This is a genomic window from Pseudomonas sp. ACN8, assembly GCF_002303925.1.
In the GTDB taxonomy this organism is placed as follows: Bacteria; Pseudomonadota; Gammaproteobacteria; order Pseudomonadales; family Pseudomonadaceae; genus Aquipseudomonas.
In genome coordinates, this window is record NZ_MRCS01000012.1 from 124872 (window position 1) to 143538 (window position 18667).

The 18667-nt window shown below is 62.2% G+C and carries 19 protein-coding genes; 15 read left to right on the forward strand and 4 right to left on the reverse strand.

Annotation, left to right across the window (positions count from 1 at the left end):
* Window positions 1-41: 41 nt before the first annotated feature.
* From BSF44_RS09210 to BSF44_RS09275, 14 genes are read left to right on the forward strand one after another with little or no spacing between them, the layout of a single operon-like run.
* Window positions 42-776 (forward strand): glycosyltransferase family 2 protein, encoded by a 735-nt coding sequence (locus BSF44_RS09210; RefSeq protein ID WP_095943241.1) that lies wholly within the window; start codon window positions 42-44, stop codon window positions 774-776.
* Entirely contained in the window at window positions 773-1714 is a 942-nt protein-coding gene (locus tag BSF44_RS09215; protein WP_095943242.1) for a glycosyl transferase, read from the forward strand. The genes BSF44_RS09210 and BSF44_RS09215 overlap by 4 nt, the downstream gene beginning before the upstream one ends.
* Window positions 1695-3239: a histidine ammonia-lyase gene (gene hutH, locus BSF44_RS09220; protein WP_095943243.1), complete on the forward strand. Its 1545-nt coding sequence runs from the start codon at window positions 1695-1697 to the stop codon at window positions 3237-3239. The genes BSF44_RS09215 and hutH overlap by 20 nt, the downstream gene beginning before the upstream one ends.
* On the forward strand, window positions 3232-3657 hold the full coding sequence (locus tag BSF44_RS09225; protein WP_095943244.1) for a thioesterase family protein: 426 nt from the start codon (window positions 3232-3234) through the stop codon (window positions 3655-3657). Before hutH ends, BSF44_RS09225 begins: the two co-directional genes overlap by 8 nt.
* Window positions 3654-4358, forward strand: coding sequence for an outer membrane lipoprotein carrier protein LolA (locus BSF44_RS09230; RefSeq protein ID WP_095943245.1), 705 nt, complete (start codon window positions 3654-3656; stop codon window positions 4356-4358). The genes BSF44_RS09225 and BSF44_RS09230 overlap by 4 nt, the downstream gene beginning before the upstream one ends.
* On the forward strand, window positions 4342-6681 hold the full coding sequence (locus tag BSF44_RS09235; RefSeq protein WP_095943246.1) for an MMPL family transporter: 2340 nt from the start codon (window positions 4342-4344) through the stop codon (window positions 6679-6681). Before BSF44_RS09230 ends, BSF44_RS09235 begins: the two co-directional genes overlap by 17 nt.
* Window positions 6678-7838: a sodium:proton antiporter gene (locus BSF44_RS09240; protein WP_095943247.1), complete on the forward strand. Its 1161-nt coding sequence runs from the start codon at window positions 6678-6680 to the stop codon at window positions 7836-7838. The genes BSF44_RS09235 and BSF44_RS09240 overlap by 4 nt, the downstream gene beginning before the upstream one ends.
* Window positions 7825-9072: an NAD(P)/FAD-dependent oxidoreductase gene (locus BSF44_RS09245; RefSeq protein WP_095943248.1), complete on the forward strand. Its 1248-nt coding sequence runs from the start codon at window positions 7825-7827 to the stop codon at window positions 9070-9072. Before BSF44_RS09240 ends, BSF44_RS09245 begins: the two co-directional genes overlap by 14 nt.
* Window positions 9069-9794, forward strand: a complete 726-nt coding sequence (locus tag BSF44_RS09250) for a class I SAM-dependent methyltransferase (protein ID WP_095943249.1) — start codon at window positions 9069-9071, stop codon at window positions 9792-9794. The genes BSF44_RS09245 and BSF44_RS09250 overlap by 4 nt, the downstream gene beginning before the upstream one ends.
* The gene (locus tag BSF44_RS09255; RefSeq protein WP_095943250.1) at window positions 9794-10411 is read left to right on the forward strand and encodes a hypothetical protein; all 618 of its coding nucleotides are present in this window, start codon (window positions 9794-9796) and stop codon (window positions 10409-10411) included. The genes BSF44_RS09250 and BSF44_RS09255 overlap by 1 nt, the downstream gene beginning before the upstream one ends.
* A complete protein-coding gene (locus BSF44_RS09260; protein ID WP_095943251.1) occupies window positions 10408-11604 on the forward strand; it encodes a beta-ketoacyl-[acyl-carrier-protein] synthase family protein in 1197 nt (398 codons plus the stop codon). Before BSF44_RS09255 ends, BSF44_RS09260 begins: the two co-directional genes overlap by 4 nt.
* Entirely contained in the window at window positions 11601-12059 is a 459-nt protein-coding gene (locus BSF44_RS09265; RefSeq protein ID WP_095943252.1) for a hotdog family protein, read from the forward strand. The genes BSF44_RS09260 and BSF44_RS09265 overlap by 4 nt, the downstream gene beginning before the upstream one ends.
* Window positions 12059-12787 carry a 3-oxoacyl-ACP reductase FabG gene (gene fabG / locus BSF44_RS09270; protein ID WP_095943253.1) on the forward strand — a complete coding sequence of 243 codons (729 nt, stop codon included), beginning with the start codon at window positions 12059-12061 and terminating at the stop codon, window positions 12785-12787. The genes BSF44_RS09265 and fabG overlap by 1 nt, the downstream gene beginning before the upstream one ends.
* Window positions 12787-14013 carry a beta-ketoacyl-ACP synthase gene (locus BSF44_RS09275; protein WP_095943254.1) on the forward strand — a complete coding sequence of 409 codons (1227 nt, stop codon included), beginning with the start codon at window positions 12787-12789 and terminating at the stop codon, window positions 14011-14013. The genes fabG and BSF44_RS09275 overlap by 1 nt, the downstream gene beginning before the upstream one ends.
* 139 nt (window positions 14014-14152) lie before the next feature.
* On the opposite strand, the gene BSF44_RS09280 is transcribed toward BSF44_RS09275, so the two are convergent.
* Both BSF44_RS09280 and BSF44_RS09285 read right to left on the reverse strand, forming a co-directional pair.
* Window positions 14153-14416 (reverse strand): DUF6124 family protein, encoded by a 264-nt coding sequence (locus BSF44_RS09280; RefSeq protein WP_095943255.1) that lies wholly within the window; start codon window positions 14414-14416, stop codon window positions 14153-14155.
* Window positions 14417-14897: 481 nt separating this feature from the next.
* Entirely contained in the window at window positions 14898-15800 is a 903-nt protein-coding gene (locus BSF44_RS09285; RefSeq protein ID WP_095943256.1) for a LysR family transcriptional regulator, read from the reverse strand.
* Window positions 15801-15918: 118 nt separating this feature from the next.
* Here BSF44_RS09285 and BSF44_RS09290 point away from each other — a divergent pair, with 118 nt between their 5' ends.
* A complete protein-coding gene (locus tag BSF44_RS09290) occupies window positions 15919-17193 on the forward strand; it encodes an MFS transporter (RefSeq protein ID WP_095943257.1) in 1275 nt (424 codons plus the stop codon).
* A gap of 82 nt (window positions 17194-17275) precedes the next feature.
* Here BSF44_RS09290 and hemE read toward each other — a convergent pair whose 3' ends face one another.
* The gene (hemE, locus tag BSF44_RS09295) at window positions 17276-18343 is read right to left on the reverse strand and encodes a uroporphyrinogen decarboxylase (protein WP_095943258.1); all 1068 of its coding nucleotides are present in this window, start codon (window positions 18341-18343) and stop codon (window positions 17276-17278) included.
* 250 nt (window positions 18344-18593) lie between these two features.
* Window positions 18594-18667 (reverse strand): hypothetical protein (locus BSF44_RS31080; RefSeq protein WP_371918240.1); only part of this gene is annotated, 74 nt, incomplete at its 5' end.

The following is an 18667-nucleotide window of genomic DNA, read 5'->3' on the forward strand; positions in this document are numbered from 1 at the left end:
CTCGCGATGCAGACACCTCGGTCCCACAGAGGTGAACCAACATGCATAGCCCCTGCGCCATCGTCCCGGTGTACAACCACGAAACAGCCATTACCACGGTGGTCGATGCGCTGATCGCCAGCCATCTGCCGTGCATCCTGGTGGACGATGCCAGCAGCCCGCGCTGCGCCCGGGTGCTGGATCGCCTGGCCCAGCGTGACATGGTTTACCTGATCCGCCTGGCCGAAAACCAGGGCAAGGGTGGCGCGGTCATGACCGGCTTGCGCGAAGCTTCGCGCCTGGGTTTCAGCCATGCCTTGCAGGTGGATGCCGATGGCCAGCACGATTTGCAGGACGTCCAACGCTTCATCGAACAATCTCGCCGCCACCCTCGGGCGGTGATTTGCGGCTATCCGCAATATGACGCCAGCGTGCCGAAAGGCCGTTTGTATGCGCGCTACCTGACTCATGTCATGGTCTGGATCAACACCCTGTCGCTGCAGATTCGCGACTCCATGTGCGGTTTCCGCGTCTACCCATTGGCGCCGGTCCTGGCGCTGATCGAGTCAGCGAAAATCGGCAAGCGCATGGACTTCGACTCGGACATCCTGGTGCGCCTGGCCTGGCGCAATCAGCCGATGTTGTGGCTGCAAACCAAGGTCCACTATCCATTGGATGGCGTTTCGCATTTTCGGATGCTCCACGACAACGTGCTGATTTCCAGCATGCACACGCGGCTGTTCTTCGGCATGTTGCTGCGCTCGCCCATGATCCTCTGGCGACGGTGGCGAGCATGAGCGCAGACAAGCAACACTGGGCCGACCGCCAGGAGCGGGGCAGTTTCTGGCTGATGAAGCTCACCGCGTTCGGCGCCAAAGTGCTGGGCCGTCGAGTACTGAGCCCGGTGCTGTATGGCATCGTTCTGTACTTTTTCCTGTTCGGCCGCAGCGCTCGACACAGTGCCTGGCAATACCAGCAACGCCTGGCCGACTGGAGCGGTCGCAGTAAATTGCGCCCGAGCCATTGGCGGGTATTCGGCCAGTTCATGGCTTTCGCCGATTCCATGCTCGATAAACTCGACGTCTGGAACGGCAAGTTGAGCATCGAACAAATCGAAATCATCGACCCGGCGCTGCTGCGTGACCAGTTGCGCGGTGCCCGCGGGCAGATGCTGGTGGGCGCGCACCTGGGCAATCTGGAAGTCTGCCGCGCACTCGCGGAGATCGGCGAGAAAGTCACGATGAACGTGCTGGTGCACACCAAGCACGCCGAACAGTTCAACCGTTTGCTAGGCGAAGCCGGGGCGACCAATTTGCGCCTGATCCAGGTCAGCGAGCTCGACCCCGGGATCATGCTGCAACTGAGTGAACGCCTGGAACGCGGCGAGTGGCTGGCGATCGCCGGCGACCGCGTGCCGTTGCATGGCGGACGCTGCGCGACCGTGGACTTCCTCGGTCATCCGGCCAGATTCCCCCAAGGCCCGTGGCTGCTGGCCGGCCTGCTGAAATGCCCGGTCAACCTGCTGCTGTGCCTGAAAAAGCCCAACGGCGACTATCGACTGACCATTGAACCCTTCGCTGACGCAATCACCTGGAAGCGCAGCGACCGCGAACAGGTCATTCATCAGTGGGCCTCCCGCTACGCCGAACGCTTGGGTCACTATTGCCTCGAAGCGCCCCAACAATGGTTCAACTTTTACCCTTTCTGGAAGACCGATGACGACGCCAATGCTTGAGCCGGTAACCTTCGGCGAACGCCCTTTGCTCATTGAATACGTACTGGCACTGGCCAACCGCAAGGTGCCGACGCAGCTGCAAAGCGATCCCGCCTACCGCGAGCGCATCGCCAAGGGTGCGCGTTTTCTCGACTCGCTGCTGGACAAGGAAGGCGTGATCTACGGCGTGACCACCGGTTACGGCGATTCCTGCGTGGTCGCGGTGCCGCTGCATCACGTCGAGGCGCTGCCCCGTCATCTGTTCACTTTCCACGGCTGCGGCCTGGGCAAACTGCTCGACGCCCAGGCCACCCGCGCGGTATTGGCCGCGCGTTTGCAGTCGTTGTGCCACGGGGTTTCCGGGGTGCGTGTGGAGTTGCTGGAGCGCCTGCAGGCGTTTCTTGAACACGACATCCTGCCGCTGATTCCGGAAGAAGGTTCCGTGGGCGCCAGTGGTGACCTGACGCCGCTTTCGTACGTGGCCGCCACGCTGTCCGGCGAACGCGAGGTGATGTTCCGCGGCGAGCGCCGGCAGGCTGCCGATGTGCACCGCGAACTCGGCTGGCAGCCGCTGGTGCTGCGTCCGAAAGAAGCCCTGGCATTGATGAACGGCACCGCAGTGATGACTGGTCTGGCCTGCCTGGCCTACGCCCGCGCCGATTATCTGCTGCATCTGGCCACGCGCATCACCGCGCTGAACGTGGTCGCCCTGCAAGGCAACCCGGAGCACTTCGACGAGCGCCTGTTCGCCGCCAAGCCACACCCGGGGCAGATGCAGGTCGCCGCCTGGTTGCGCCAGGATCTGGCCATCGACGCGCCGACCGCTCCCCTGCATCGCCTGCAAGATCGCTATTCCCTGCGCTGCGCACCCCATGTGCTGGGCGTACTGGCCGACAGCCTGAACTGGCTGCGTTCGTTCATCGAGATCGAGCTCAACAGCGCCAACGACAACCCGATCATCGACGCCGAAGCCGAGCGCGTGCTACACGGTGGGCACTTCTACGGCGGCCACATCGCCTTCGCCATGGACAGCCTGAAAAACCTCGTGGCCAACGTCGCCGACCTGCTGGATCGGCAACTCGCGCTGCTGGTGGACGAGCGCTACAACCATGGCTTGCCGAGCAACCTGTCCGGCGCCACGGCCGACCGCGCCATGCTCAACCACGGCTTCAAGGCGGTGCAGATCGGCACCAGCGCCTGGACTGCCGAAGCCCTGAAGAACACCATGCCGGCCAGCGTCTTCTCACGCTCCACCGAATGCCACAACCAGGACAAAGTGAGCATGGGCACCATCGCCGCCCGGGATGCGATCCGCGTGCTGGAACTCACCGAACAGGTGGCGGCCGCTACGCTGCTGGCGGCCAATCAGGGCGTCTGGCTGCGCGGCCAGGCCGAAGATGCACGACCATTGCCACCCGCTTTGGCCGCCATGCATCAAGCTCTGGCCAAGGACTTCCCGCCGGTCATCGAAGACCGCGCGCTGGAAGGCGAATTGCGCCTGTGCCTGCATCGCATCGCCGAACAACACTGGAGGCTGCATGCGTAGCAAGGGATTTCTCTACACCGACACGGAAATCGTCGTACCGTTCTTTGACGTCGACAGCATGCACGTGGTCTGGCACGGCCATTACGTCAAATACCTGGAGGTGGCCCGCTGTGCGCTGCTGGACAAGATCGGCCACAACTACACGGCGATGAACGAATCAGGTTATGCGTGGCCGGTGATCGACCTGCAATTGCGCTACGTGCGCGGTGCGGTGTTCGGTCAGACACTCAACGTGCGCGCCAACCTGGTGGAGTGGGAGAACCGTTTGAAGATCAATTACCTGATCAGCGACCTGCAAACCGGTGAGCGCTTGACCCGCGCTGTCTCCGTGCAGGTCGCGGTCGACATGAGCAATCGCGAGATGCAACTGGCTTCGCCGAAGGTCTTCACCGATGCGGTAGAGAAGGCCCTGCCATGAGGTTCTGCGTCCCCCGCTCCCCTGTAGGAGCGAGCTTGCCCGCGATGGTCGTTAACGATGACACTGGGAACCTGACACCCCGCGGTGCTCTCAGGTTTTTCGCGAGCAAGCTCGCTCCTACAGTGTTCTGCGTGTTACTGGGCATTCCTGGACTGGCCCAAGCCTTTGACCTGCAACAACTCAGCGATCAACTGGCCCGGCCCGAGGTGATCCACGGCCATTTTATCCAGGAAAAACACCTGCGCGCCCTGCCCCAGCCGCTGACCAGCAAGGGCACCTTCGTGCTGGCAAAAAACCACGGCCTGTTATGGCTGCTGAAAACACCTTTGCAACAGGACTATCGCATCACAGCCAAAGGCATTGCCCGGCGTGACGGCATTGTGTGGCAAATGCTGCCGGGCAAAAGCGCCGGTGCCGAGCAGAACCGTTTGTTCCTCGCCGTGCTGCAAGGCGACAGCAGTGGCCTGCAACGGGATTTCGAGTTGTCCCTGAGCGGCGACGCGCAGAACTGGAAGCTCACGCTGCTGCCGCGCTCGATGCTGCTCAAGCAGGTGTTCAACCAGATCAACATTACCGGCGCAGAACTGGTGCACAGCATCGAACTGCTCGAGACCCAGGGCGACAGTACGTTGTTGCGCATGCAGGACAGCACCAGCGCCCAGCCGTTGAGCGACGCGGAGCAGCATGACTTTGCCGAGTGAACGGTGGTTGCCCCGGCTGTTTCTGATCCTGCTGCTGGCAGTACTGGCGCTCGCCGGTTGGCAATGGCGTGGCGCCGCGCCGCTATCGGCCAACCTGATGGACCTGGTGCCCGGCACGGCGCCCGATGCCTTGGAACAGCGCGCAGAACAACGCATGCAAGAGCCGCTGAACCGCGAAATGCTGGTGCTGGTCGGCCACAGCGATCGCCAGCGGGCCGTCGCCATGGCGCAGACACTCGGCGAGCAATGGCAGGCCAGCGGCTTGTTCGAAAAGGTCCAGTGGACCCTGCAAGCCGACTTGCCGGCACTGCGCACGCAGTTGCTGCAAGGTCGCCTGGCGATGCTCCAGGCGGCGGATCGACAACTATTGATCGAGCACCCCGACACCTTTATCCAGCAACGGGTGCAGGCGTTGTTCGACCCGTTCAACGGTTACAGCCTGGTGCCGAGCCAGGACGACTGGCTGGGCCTGACCGGGCGCATCCAGAACAGCCAGCCGCAACGCGGTTCGGTGCAACTGGACATCGGCAGCGGCGCCCTGGTCGCCGATGCCGACGGCAAGAGCTGGGTGCTGTTGCGCGCGCGCACCACCGGCAACGCCTTCGACATGAACCTGCCGCTGCAAGTGGCCGACCTGCTCGAACACAGCCGCGAAGAAGCCGCCCGACACGACGTGCAACTACTCGCCGCCAGCGGCCTGTTGTACGCAGCCAGCGGGCAACAGCAGGCCGCCCGGGAGATGACCTGGGTCGGTGGCGGTGCCACCGTGGGGATTTTGTTGCTGCTGCTGTTGGCCTTCCGGCGCTGGCGCGTCTTGCTGGCGTTCGTGCCGGTGCTGGTGGGCATGCTCTTCGGCGCGGTGGCCTGCGTGGCGTTATTCGGCCATATGCACGTGATGACCCTGGTGCTGGGTTCGAGCCTGATCGGTGTTGCGGTCGATTACCCGCTGCATTACCTGTCCAAAAGCTGGAGCCTGAAACCCTGGCACAGCTGGCCTGCCCTGCGCCTGACCCTGCCCGGTTTGACCCTGAGCCTGATCACCAGCGGCATCGGTTACCTGGCCTTGGCCTGGACACCCTTCCCGGCGCTGACCCAGATTGCCGCGTTCTCTGCCGCCGGTTTGCTCGGTGCCTATTTGTCCGCCGTGTGTCTGCTGCCGGCATTGCTCAAGGGCGTAGACCTTCGCCCGGCGCAATGGCCATTGCGCGTTTGCGAGCTATTGCTGGGCTGTCGTGAAGCACTGCTCAAACAGTTGAAAACGCCAGTCTTGTTGGCGTTGCTGATCGTCTTTTGCCTGGGCGGCCTGTTGCAGCTGGGCAGCAAAAACGACATCCGTCAGTGGATCAGCGCACCGCAACAATTGACCGACGAAGCCCAGGCCATTGCCCGGATCACGGGCTATCAACCCACCAGCCAGTTCTTTCTGATACGCGCCGCCAATCAGCAGCAACTGCTCGAACGTCAGACCGCTCTGAGAGAACGGCTGGATCAATTGATTGGCCTGGACAAGCTCCAGGGTTATCTGTCGCTCAATCAACTGGTCAGCCCGCCGAACGAACAGCTACAGGTGCGCGAAGCGTTGAGCAAACTGCCTTCGTTCTGGCGGCCGTTGCTCGACATCGGCGTACCGGCCGAGGCGCTGCAGGCCGAGCTGACGAAGCTGCAGGCACTGCCGACCGTGGACATTGACGCTGCGCTCAGCGGCCCGTTGGCAGAACCCTACCGGCCCCTATGGCTGGGGCCGACCGATGACGGCGTGGCGGCGATGGTCAGCCTGCAAGGCATCAACAACCCGGCCCTGCTGCGGCTCCAGGGTGAGGATTTACCCGGCGTGACACTGGTGGATCGACTGGGTGAATTGAACAATGTCTTCGCGGCCACCCAAATCAGTGCCGCAGAACTGAAACTCGCCTCCTGCGTGTTGATCGTGCTGGTGCTGATCCTTCCATTCGGCCTCGGCGGCGCGTTGCGTATCGTGTCCCTGCCCCTGCTGGCGGCGTTATGCAGCCTGGCCAGCCTCGGCTGGCTGGGGCAGCCGCTGACCCTGTTCAGCCTGTTCGGCCTGCTGCTGGTGACGGCGATCAGTGTCGATTACGCGATCCTGATGCGCGAACAGGTCGGCGGCGCGGCCGTGAGCCTGCTGGGTACTTTGCTGGCGGCGTTGACCACCTGGCTGTCGTTCGGCCTGCTGGCGGTGTCGAGTACTCCGGCGGTGAGCAGCTTCGGACTGTCGGTGAGCCTGGGCCTGATCTTCAGCTTCCTGCTCGCGCCGTGGGCCGGTCGCCAGGTGCATGAGCCCACGGCCGTGGAGCGGGCAACATGATGGTCGTTCTGTTCTGGGCGATGGCGCTGGTGTTGTTCGCCGTGGCGACTCGTGTTGGCCGGCATTTCGGCCTGATTCCCATCGTCAGCCAGTTGTTGCTGGCGACCCTCGGCTTGCCGCTGTTGATGTATTTCTGGATCGAGCCCCAATGGCAGTTAAGCGGTGCGCTGCTGGTGTCACCGGGCTGGCTGAAGAACCTCTACAGCCTGAGCTTTGCCCTGTTGCTGGGCTACATCCTCAGCGATGTGATCGACCTGCAACTGGATCGCCAAAGCCTGAAAATCGCCCTGCCCAGCTTTTGCATTCCGTTTGCCTGCGGCCTGGCCACGGCGGTCTGGTTGTTACCGCCGCAACCGTGGATCAGCTCGCTGGCCGTCGGCCTGTTGTTCGCCATCACCGCGATCCCGGTGTTGTACCTGTACCTGCGGCACATTGATTACCCACCCGCCGCCACCCGGCGACTGGTGCAGACCGCGATCCTCATCGACCTCGCCTGCTGGACGCTGTTCGGCATCGCCCAGGGCAGCCTGCACTTGAGCAGCCTGTTGCTGCCGCTGGCCGGCGCGTGCCTGCCGGTGCTGCTGCGGTTGCTCGGTTTGCGCCAGACATGGCTCTACAGCCTGAGCTTTTTCGCCCTGCTGGTCGTCGCCGAACACTTCAAGCTCAATGCGCTGATTTTCGGCATTGGTTATGTGTTGATCATGGCCGCTCTGAAAGCCCCACTGGTCCTGCCGCTACCGGCCGTGTGGATGGGTCGCTTGCAGACATACATCGCCATCCCGTTGATCCTCACGTTCGGCATCGTGCAGATCAACGTGCACAGCGCGATAGACAGCCTCGGCTGGGTGCAACTGCTCGCCTTGCTGCTGTTGCCGATGCTGAGCAAACTGCTGGGTAACTGGCTCGGCCTCGGCTGGGCCGGGGCCTCGTTCCAGGGCGCCAGCCGCTGGCGGGAAAGCGTGCTGCTGAACATCCGCGGCTTGAGCGAGATCGTTTTTCTCAACCTGCTGCTGCAACAGCAACTCATCAGCCCGCCGCTGTACTTTGCCCTGATGCTCATGGGTCTGATCGCCACACTGCTGCCAGCCCTGACCGGCATGCACCGAATCCCCCTGAAAGCCGCTGTCCCTGCAAGGAGCTCCCATGCCAACCGCTGAAATGGAATGTCGCCAGGTCGTGGTCATCGGCGCCGGTCCATCCGGTGCCATCGCCGCCGCGCTGCTCAAGCGCAAGGGACACGATGTGCTGGTGATCGAGCGCCAGCATTTCCCACGGTTTTCCATCGGTGAAAGCCTGTTGGCCCATTGCCTGGACTTCGTCGAGGAAGCGGGCATGCTCGACGCCGTCAACGTGGCCGGATTCCAGGTGAAAACCGGTGCCGCGTTTGCCTGGGGCGAGCGCTACAGCGCGTTTGATTTCGGCGAGACGTTCAGCGACGGCAAATCGACGACCTTTCAGGTCCAGCGCGCCGATTTCGACAAACTGCTGGCCGATCAGGCCGCGCTGCAGGGCGTGGAGATCCGCTATGGCGAAACCATCGTCAGCGTCGACATTGACCCGGTAAAACCGCAACTCGGCGTGCGCCGCGAAGACGGTAGCGAGTACCGTATCGAGGCCGGTTTCCTGCTCGATGCCAGTGGTTACGGCCGTGTGCTGCCGCGCTTGCTCGACCTCGAGGCGCCGTCGAACTTCCCGGTGCGTCAGGCCGTGTTCACTCACGTCGAAGACCGTATCGACCTCCCGACCTTCGACCGCAGCAAGATCCTCGTGACCACTCATCCGACCCAGCGTGACGTGTGGTTCTGGACCATCCCGTTCAGCAACGGGCGTTGCTCGGTCGGCGTGGTCGCCGCCGAGGAACGTTTCGCCGGCCGCAGCGACAATCTGGATGAGTGCCTGCGCAGCTTTATCGCCGAGACGCCAAGCCTGGCCAGCGTGTTGCTAAATGCGCAGTGGGACACCGAGGCCCGAACCATTGGCGGTTACTCGGCCAACGTCAAAACCCTGCATGGCCCTGGCTTCGCGCTGCTGGGCAATGCCGCGGAATTCCTCGACCCGGTGTTTTCCTCCGGCGTGACCATCGCCATGCGTTCGGCAAGCATGGCCGCCGGGGTCTTGCACCGTCAGTTGCAAGGCGAAGCCGTCGACTGGCAAACCGAGTTCGCCGAACCGCTCAAGCGCGGCGTCGACACCTTCCGTTGCTATGTCGAAGGCTGGTACGCCGGGACCTTCCAGGACGTGATTTTCCATGAGGGCAGCTCAAAGGAAATCCGCGGGATGATCAGCTCCATACTTGCCGGATATGCCTGGGATCAAAGCAACCCGTTCGTCAGTGAAGCCAGGCGCCGGTTGAAGGTGATATCGGAGTTCTGTGCGAAGGATGCGTCATGAACTACTTGAGCGACCACTACGTCGAAGAAACCCGTTTCGGGTTGTGGTTCCTGCGCAGCCAGATCTGGCAACATTATGTGCTGCGGCTGGCGATCGACGATTTGCGCAACCTGTTCAGCGAAGCGCTGCCTGTCAGCCCGGTGCTGCTGGATGCCGGTTGCGGCCAGGGCAAGTCATTCCCGCTGCTGCGCCAGGCCTTTGCGCCCGGTCGCCTGATTGGCGTCGATGCTGACCCCCAGAGCCTGGACCAAAGCCGCGCAGAAGCGGCCCGCCAGGGCATGGAAGTGGAGTTGATCGGCGGCGACTGCGCCAGCCTGAACCTGCCGGATGCCAGTATCGACCTGCTGTTCTGTCACCAGACCTTCCATCATCTGGTGGAGCAGGAACAGGCACTGGCCGAGTTCTACCGTGTACTCAAACCCGGCGGTTATCTGCTGTTCGCCGAATCCACCGAGGCTTACATTGATACCTGGGTGATCCGCTGGTTGTTCCGCCACCCGATGCACGTGCAGAAAAGCGCTGCGCAGTACCTGCAAATGATTCACCGGCAGGGTTTCGAATTTACCGCGCAAAACGTGTCTTATCCGTACCTGTGGTGGAGTCGCGCCAAGGATTTCGGCCTGCTCGAACACTTGGGTGTGTGCAAGCCAAAACCCTTTGGCCAGCGGGAAGAAACCCTGGTCAATGTGGTGGCGCGCAAACCTTTTGAAGGATCCGTGTGATGTTCATTACCCGTCACTTGAACTGCACAACCTGTAGGAGCGAGCCTGCTCGCGATAGCGGTGGGTCAGTCAAAATGGATGTCGACTATAAAGCCGCCATCGCGAGCAGGCTCGCTCCTACAGGGGTTATCGGTGCTATGCGATTTGTGTTGGTCGCTGCAACCCTGCTGCTGAGCGCCTGCGCCGGCCGGGCACCGCTGCCCGAGCAAAATCCGGATCTGCCATTGCCGCTGCAACTGCACATCCAGCTCTTACAGCCCGACGACCGCCAGGACTGGGTGCTGGTGATCCAGCGTGAAGAGGTGGGTATTCGCTGGTCGATGATGGACCTGTTGGGCATTCCCCAGGCCCGCCAGAAATTGATCGATAAAACCTGGGAGGCCGATGGTCTCCTGCCGCCCAATCCACAAGCCCGGGAGCTGTTCGCGGCGCTGCTGTTTGCGCTGACGCCGCAAGATGAACTGGCGGCCAACTATCCCGGCGCCTGGCAGCACGGCAGACAACGCTCCCTGCCAGAGCGCTGGGATATCCGCTACGCACAACCGCAGAATTTTGAATTGAAGCTTCCAAATGGTCCAGCCTATCAAGTCACCCCCTTGAGCGGTGAATCGCCATGACGGTTTACCTCAACGCTCTCGGCCTGGTCTGTGCGCTGGGCCGCGACAAGCAGGAAGTTGCCTGCAACCTGTTTGCCGGCGACTGCGGCGGCATGCGCGAACAAGCCGGTTGGGTGCAGCAACGCACGCTGCCGGTCGGTGCGGTCCAGGGCAAACTGGCAACCCTTCCTGCCGACATGTCGCGCCATCACAGTCGCAACAATCAGTTGTTGCTGGAGGCCACGCTGCAAGTCCGCCCGGACATCGACAGCGCGATCCAGACCTACGGCCGCGACCGCATCGGTGTCGTGCTGGGCACCAGCACCTCGGGTATCGACGAGGCCAGCCAGAGCCTGGCGCATTACCTGCGTGAAAAGCAGTTCCCTGCCGAGTACGACTATCAGCAACAGGAACTCGGAGCACCGGCGAACTTCCTCGCCGAGTGGCTGCACTTGAGCGGGCCGGCCTACGTCATTTCCACGGCCTGCACTTCCAGCGCCCGAGCCATGATGAGCGCCCAGCGCCTGTTGGACCTGGGCATTTGCGACGCGGTGCTGTGTGGCGGTGTCGACACCTTGTGCAAGCTGACCCTCAACGGTTTCTCGGCGCTGGAAGCGGTCTCGGAACAACGCTGCAATCCGTTTTCGGTGAACCGCAATGGCATCAACATTGGCGAAGCGGCGGTGCTGTTCCTGATGACCAGGCGTGCTAGCGACAGCCAAGCGATTGCCTTGCTCGGCAGCGGCGCCAGTTCCGATGCGCATCACATCTCCGCCCCGGAGCCGACCGGTCGAGGCGCCCTGCAAGCGATGCGCAAAGCCTTGGGCCGCGCCAACCTGCAGCCGGAGCAAATCGCTTATCTGAACCTGCACGGCACCGCCACCCAGCACAACGACGCCATGGAGAGCCAGGCCGTGGCGACGCTGTTCCCGGCCGGCGTGCCCTGTTCGTCGAGCAAACCCATGACCGGCCACACCCTCGGTGCCGCCGGGGCGCTGGAGGCGGCGTTCTGCTGGTTGAGCCTGAGCCCGGACAATCGCGAGCATGCCCTGCCACCGCACGTCTGGGACGGACAGCCCGATCCCGGACTGCCACCGCTGCACTGGGTGACCCCGGCCACTCGCCTGACGTCCATTGCACCCCGCTACCTGATGAGCAATTCCTTTGCCTTCGGTGGCAACAACGTCAGCCTGATTATCGGAGACGCCCCATGATTGACTGGCCGCTCGCCGAATTGCTGCCCCACGCCGGCGACATGATCCTTATCGACCGGATCCTGGCGTTCGATGAAGAGCAGATTCACACGCGCCTGACCGTCAAGCCCGATGGCCTGTTCAATCTCCCCGACGGCAGTCTGCCAGCCTGGGTCGGCATCGAACTGATGGCCCAGAGCGTGGCCGCCTTCGCCGGTTGCCATGCGCGCCAGCGCGGTGATGCGGTGGAATTGGGCTTCCTGCTCGGCAGCCGCAAATTCGAATGCAACGTCGATCGTTTTCCGGCCGGTACCGAGTTGACCATCCACGGGGTTCGCTCCCTGGAAGACGATAACGGCATGGGCGTGTTCGAATGCCACATCAACGCCCCCGGCATTCACGTCACCGCTCGTCTGAACGTGTTCCGCCCACCCCAGGCCGCTCAATATCTCCATGAACCCGAAGGAGTCCAGTGATGACTGAGTCCGTACTGGTCACCGGTTCCAGCCGTGGCATCGGCCGCGCGATCGCCTTGCGCCTGGCCCAGGCCGGGCACGACATCGTGTTGCATTGCCGCAGCGGCCTGGCCGACGCCGAAGCCGTCAAGGCCGAAGTCGAGGCCTTGGGCCGTCGTGCGCGCATCCTGCAGTTCGATGTGTCCGACCGCGCCCGCTGCAAGGAAATTCTCGAAGCCGACGTGGAGACCCACGGCGCCTACTACGGCGTGGTGCTCAATGCCGGCCTGACCCGCGACGGTGCTTTTCCGGCGCTGAGCGAGGAGGATTGGGATGTGGTGATGCGCACCAACCTCGACGGTTTCTACAACGTGCTGCACCCGGTGATGATGCCGATGATCCGTCGTCGCGCCGCCGGGCGGATTGTCTGCATCACCTCGGTGTCGGGGCTGATCGGCAACCGTGGCCAGGTCAACTACAGCGCCTCCAAGGCCGGGTTGATCGGTGCGGCCAAGGCATTGGCGATCGAGCTGGGCAAGCGCAAAATCACCGTTAACTGTGTTGCACCCGGCCTGATCGACACAGCCATGCTCGACGAAAACGTGCCGGTGGAAGAACTGATGAAAATGATCCCCGCACAACGCATGGGCACCCCTGAAGAGGTGGCCGGCGCGGTGAATTTCCTGATGTCGGCGGAAGCCTCGTACATCACCCGGCAGGTTCTGGCCGTCAACGGAGGCCTGTGCTGATGAAGCGCGTCGTCGTCACCGGCATGGCCGGCATCACCTCACTGGGCAGCGACTGGGAGACCATCGCCGGCAACTTCGCGGCCAACCGCAGCGGCATCCGCCGGATGGACGAGTGGGATCGTTTTACCGAGCTCAACACGCGCCTGGCGGGCCCCATCGATGACTTCAAGGTGCCGAGCCACTGGACCCGCAAGCAACTGCGCAGCATGGGCCGGGTATCACGGCTGGCCGTCGGCGCGTCGGAACTGGCACTGGCCGACGCCGGCCTGTTGGGCGACGAGTCGATCAAGGACGGGCGCATGGGCGTTGCCTGCGGTTCCTCCACCGGCAGCACCGACGAGATCAAGGCATTCGGCAACATGCTGCTCAACTCGGTGGCCGAAGGCCTGAACGCCAACTCCTACGTGCGCATGATGCCGCACACCACCGCGGCCAATATCAGCATCTTCTTCGGCCTCACCGGTCGCCTGATTCCCACCTCCAGCGCCTGCACCAGCGGCAGCCAGGGCATCGGCTATGCCTACGAGGCGATCAAGTTCGGGCGACTGCCGCTGATGCTCGCCGGCGGTGCCGAAGAGCTGTGCCCGACCGAAGCCATGGTCTTTGACGCGCTCTACGCCACCAGCCTGAAAAACGACACCCCACAACGCAGCCCACGCCCTTACGACAGTGCACGCGACGGCCTGGTGATCGGCGAAGGCGGCGGCATGCTGGTGCTCGAAGAACTGGAACACGCCCTGGCCCGTGGCGCGCGCATCCATGCCGAGATCGTCGGATTCGGCAGCAACGCCGACGGCCAGCACACCACCCGCCCCGAACAAATCACCATGCGCCGGGCCATGGAACTGGCCCTGGAAGACGCCGGGCTGAAACCTTCGGACATCGGCTACGTCAACGGTCACGGCACCGCCACCGAACAGGGCGACATCGCCGAAACCCTGGCCACCAGCAGCCTGTTCGGCGAACACATGCCGATCAGCTCGCAGAAAAGCTTCCTCGGCCACACCCTAGGCGCTTGCGGTGCGCTGGAGTCCTGGTTCAGCATCGAAATGATGAACCGCGACCTGTACGCCCACACCTTCAACCTCGACGAAGTCGATCCGCACTGCGGCAAGCTCGACTACCTGCGCGGCGAGTTTCGGCAGATGAGCAACCAGTACGTGATGAACAATAATTTTGCGTTTGGCGGGGTGAATACTTCGCTGATTTTCAAGCGCTGGCCGTAACCTAAAATATTTCCCTTGTGGGAGCGAGCTTGCTCGCGATGGACGTCAACGATAACGCGCGGTGCCTGAATGACCGCGTTGTCTGGACGTTTTTCGCGAGCAGGCTCGCTCCCACAAGGGTTCTCGCCTCCCCGGACGATCACAGTGGATCGAGGTTATCCAACACCCGATTCACCGCCAGCTCCCCCAACATGATCGATTGCTGAATCCCCAGTAGTGTGTGGCTCTGCGCTCCGTTCAGATTCCTCGCGAAATCGCTCGCCATGACATTGGCTGATGCCAGTGACACGCAGGCGTATTCCAACAGGGTGTGGTTGTCGATTTCAGGGGCGATGAAGAAGATATTGCTGGCTTGGTGTGGAGTGTCCGGATCGGTATCCGGTGGGTTTAGCGTATTGGTCATGATTCAGCGTCCTGAAAGTGGCGGCCACACCGAATCGCTACTGATCAAACGGGTGGCAGCTGTACGCAGGTTAGTAGACCGGACGAAGCGAAACCGGCGCGCCCGAAGACGCCCTGCGCACAGCTACCATCAAGGGCAGGTATGGGCATACCTGCCTATCAGGAGCGCAAATGCGCTTTACTTCGATACGGGCTACTAAACCCGATCACTGACAATCAGTGACACGAATCAAGTTAGCGATGACCCTCAAAGCGCACAAGCCGGCGGATTCTGGAGTAGTTGTAGGCATCGCCGCAAGGCGCTGTAGCCTGTTCTGGATAGTTCAGAAGTGTCCCACGGGCAGCAGCGAAAACTCTGACCTGTAGGAGCGAGCCTGCTCGCGATGGTCGCCAACGATGGCGCGTGCTTCCTGGGTGAACGTGGCGTTTTTTAGTCCATCGCGAGCAGGCTCGCTCCTACAGGGAATATTGTGGTCATACCGTCACTGCTTCAGCGGTTCAACTCTGCGCGTCAGCAGTTCAACAAACGCCTTGGCCATCGCCGACTTCTGGTCCTTACGCTGCACCAACCACACCGCCGACACCGCCGCCGGATCGAGCAAAGGTCGATAGACCACGCCGTCAATACGCATCCGCTGATAAGACGCCGGCAGCACCGACACGCCCAGCCCCGCCGCCACCAGCCCGATGATGGTCATCGCCTCGCCAGCCTCTTGTGCAAAATGCGGACTGAAGCCGGAGTCCCGCGCCAGGCTGAGCAGCTGCGCATACAGGCCACTGCCGTAGCTGCGCGGAAAAAACACAAAGGGCTCAAGCGCCAGGGCCGACAGGAACAAGCCCTCCTCGCTGCCCTCTACCAACGGATGCTTGGAGCTGAGCACCGCGACCAGCGGCTCGCGCATCAACTCGACCACGCTGAGGCAGTCCGGCAGCCCGAGCGGGCGCATGATGCCGACTTCAATCGACTCGTCCACCAGCGCATCGGCCACTTGGGTGCTGCTCATTTCCCGCAGGTTCAGGTGCACTGCCGGGAAGCGCTGGCGGAAAGAGAAAATCGCCTGGGGAATGGTCGAGTTGAAGGGGGCCGACGAGGTGAAGCCGATTTTCAGCTCACCCAACTCGCCCAATTGCGCTCGTCGCGCGACATCCGCCGCTTTGTCGACCTGCGCCAGCACCAGCCGCGCCTCTCCCAGAAACAGCCGACCGGCCTCGCTCAGCTCGACCCGACGATTAGTACGTTCGAACAGCCGTGCGCCGACTTCCTGTTCCAGCGCCTGAATTTGCTGGCTCAGCGGCGGCTGGGAGATGCCCAGCACCTGTGCGGCGCGGCCGAAGTGCAGTTCTTCGGCGACGGCGATGAAGTAGCGCAGATGACGCAATTCCATGGAAACCCCATTAGGTCGTTAAAGCTATCAAACAGGTCGAACAATATATTGGATTGAATCATTAGCCAGCTATATGCTTTTTTCATTGCCTGACCGGCTGCGCCCTCCGAGGTCCAACGTGAAAACTGCTGTCGCCCCTCTCGCCCATGAAGTGCCTCCCGCAGCACCGGACGCTATCGCCACTGAACTGGCGGAGATCTACATCGAAAAAGGCACGCCGGCGTTCATGCGCACGGTGCTGGCGTTGTTCTGCGGCGGCTTCGCGACGTTCGCCCTGCTCTACTGCGTGCAGCCGATGATGCCGCTGCTGTCCGACGAGTATTCCATCAACGCGGCGCAGAGCAGCCTGATCCTGTCTATCGCCACCGGCATGCTTGCCATCGGCCTGCTGATCACTGGCCCGATTTCTGACCGTATCGGGCGTAAACCGGTAATGGTGGCCGCGCTGTTCGCCGCGGCGCTGTGCACCATGGCCAGTGCGATGATGCCGAGCTGGCACGGTGTGCTGCTGATGCGGGCGCTGATTGGATTGTCGTTGAGCGGTCTGGCTGCGGTTGCGATGACTTACCTGAGCGAAGAGATCCACCCACAGCACATCGGCCTCGCCATGGGCTTGTACATCGGTGGCAACGCGATTGGCGGGATGAGCGGACGCTTGATCACCGGGGTATTGATCGACTTCGTCAGCTGGCACACGGCGATGCTGGTGATCGGTGGCCTGGCGCTGATTGCCGCAGCGGTGTTCTGGAAAATCCTCCCCGAATCACGCAACTTCCGCCCCCGCTCGCTGCACCCGCGCAGCCTGCTCGACGGTTTCACCATGCATTTTCGCGACGCCGGCCTGCCGCTGCTGTTTCTGGAAGCCTTTGTGTTGATGGGCGCGTTCGTCACGCTGTTCAACTACATCGGCTATCGCCTGCTGGCCGCGCCGTACCACATGGAACAGGCCTTCGTCGGGTTGCTGTCGGTGGTGTACCTGTCGGGCATCTACAGCTCAGCGAAAATCGGCTCGCTGGCCGACAGACTCGGCCGCCGCAAAGTGCTCTGGAGCACCATCGCGCTGATGCTCGGCGGCCTGGCCTTGACGATGTTTACGCCATTGCCGCTGGTGATCATCGGCATGCTGATCTTTACCTTCGGCTTCTTTGGCGCCCACTCGGTGGCCAGCAGCTGGATCGGCCGCCGCGCCACCAGGGCCAAGGGGCAGGCATCGTCGCTGTACCTGTTCAGCTACTACGCCGGGGGGAGCATCGCCGGTACGGCGGGCGGCGTGTTCTGGCACCTGGGCGGCTGGAACGGGATCGGGTTGTTCATTGGCACGCTGTTGGTGATTGCACTGTTTGTGGCGTTAAAGCTGGCGAAGCTGCCGCCACTGGGTGATGTGAAGGCCTGAAGACAAAAACCTGTGGGAGCACAATCAAAAACTCCTACAAAAACGCCCGGCATAAGCCGGGCGTTTTTTTATTGGGCAGCCATCACTCGTGATACTGCGCCGACAATTCATGCACGGCGCGCAGGAAGGCGCCCGCATGTTCCGGGTCGACTTCCGGCGTGATGCCGTGACCCAGGTTGAACACGTGACCACTGCCTTTGCCATAGCTGGCGAGAATGCGGCCGACTTCTGCGCGGATGGCTTCCGGTTTTGCGTACAGCACGGTCGGGTCCATGTTGCCTTGCAGCGCGACCTTGTCACCGACACGGGCGCGGGCACTGCCGATGTCGCAGGTCCAGTCCAGGCCCAGTGCGTCGGCACCAGCATCGGCGATGCTTTCCAGCCACAGGCCGCCGTTCTTGGTGAACAGGATCACCGGCACCTTGCGACCTTCATGCTCGCGGATCAAACCGCTGACGATTTTCTTCATGTAGGCCAGGGAGAACTCCTGGTACGCCGCAGCGGAGAGGCTGCCGCCCCAGCTGTCGAAGATCTGCACCGCTTGCGCGCCGGCCATGATCTGGCCGTTGAGGTAGCTGGTAACGGTCTGCGCGAGCTTGTCCAGCAGCAGGTGCAAGGCTTGCGGGTTGTCGTAGAGCATGGTTTTGGTCTTGCGGTAGTCTTTCGACGAGCCGCCTTCGACCATGTAGGTCGCCAGGGTCCATGGGCTGCCAGCAAAGCCGATCAACGGCACACGGCCATTCAGCTCGCGGCGGATGGTGCTGACCGCGTCCATCACGTAGCCCAGGTCTTTCTGCGGATCAGGAATCGGCAGGGCTTCGATGTCGGCCAGGGTGCTGACGACTTTCCTGAAGCGCGGACCTTCACCGGTTTCGAAGTACAGGCCTTGGCCCATGGCATCGGGGATGGTCAGAATGTCGGAAAAGAGGATCGCCGCATCCAGCTGTGGATAGCGGTCGAGAGGCTGCATCGTGACTTCGCAAGCGAACGCCGGGTTCATGCACAGGCTCATGAAATCGCCGGCCTTGGCACGGCTGGCGCGGTATTCAGGCAGGTAGCGACCGGCCTGACGCATCATCCACACTGGGGTGACGTCTACGGGTTGCTTGAGCAGGGCGCGCAGGAAACGGTCGTTCTTCAGGGCAGTCATGTCGGCATCCGGAAAAAAAGTGAGGGCATTTTCTCAGAGCCGGAGGCAAAAGGCACGGTTGCAGGTCAGCCTTTTGTCTATCGGGTCAATTTGTCGCAATAAATACGCAGATTTCAGCAACACCCGGAAACCAATGTGGGAGCTGGCCTGCCAGCGATGCAGACACCTCGGTGTGTCAGTTTGACCGAGGTGATGCTATCGCTGGCAGGCCAGCTCCCACAGGTATTGCATTGCAGTCAGCCGGACGGGTTTAGACGCCCAGATAATCCAGGATCCCTTCGGCGGCATTACGGCCTTCGAAGATCGCCGTCACCACCAGGTCGG